This window comes from Enterococcus sp. 5H (assembly GCF_028128615.1).
In the GTDB taxonomy this organism is placed as follows: Bacteria; Bacillota; Bacilli; order Lactobacillales; family Enterococcaceae; genus Enterococcus_L.
Window position 1 is genome coordinate 1 of record NZ_AMDP01000039.1, and the last position, 323, is coordinate 323.

At 37.8% G+C, this 323-nt stretch carries 1 protein-coding gene; it reads right to left on the reverse strand.

Features of this window, described 5'->3' with window-relative positions:
* Positions 1-323, reverse strand: a 323-nt coding sequence (locus C240_RS12495) for a hypothetical protein (RefSeq protein WP_271496181.1), incomplete at both ends; no start/stop codon positions are given.

Sequence of the window (323 nt, forward strand, 5' to 3'; positions counted from 1 at the left end):
TTAAAAATATTGGTGAAGATTTCTAGAATATTAGCCGCAATACTTTGACCTAGTCCGTTATCATTCCATGCATCTCTGAAAGCTACGGCGATCTCATGTAATAATTCCAAGATTCCGTTAAACATATCAAAAATACTCTGTATCAATGCTGTTCCTCGTCCATCTTGTTCCCACGCACGTTTAAACGCTCCGGCAATATCACCGATGATATTTAACACATCTGCTAATAAAATGAGAAGATTCTCAACAAAACGCTGTCCTGTTCCATTGGTCCACACTTCTAAAAAAGAACGACCGATTGCTTGTATTAACCCAATGATTTC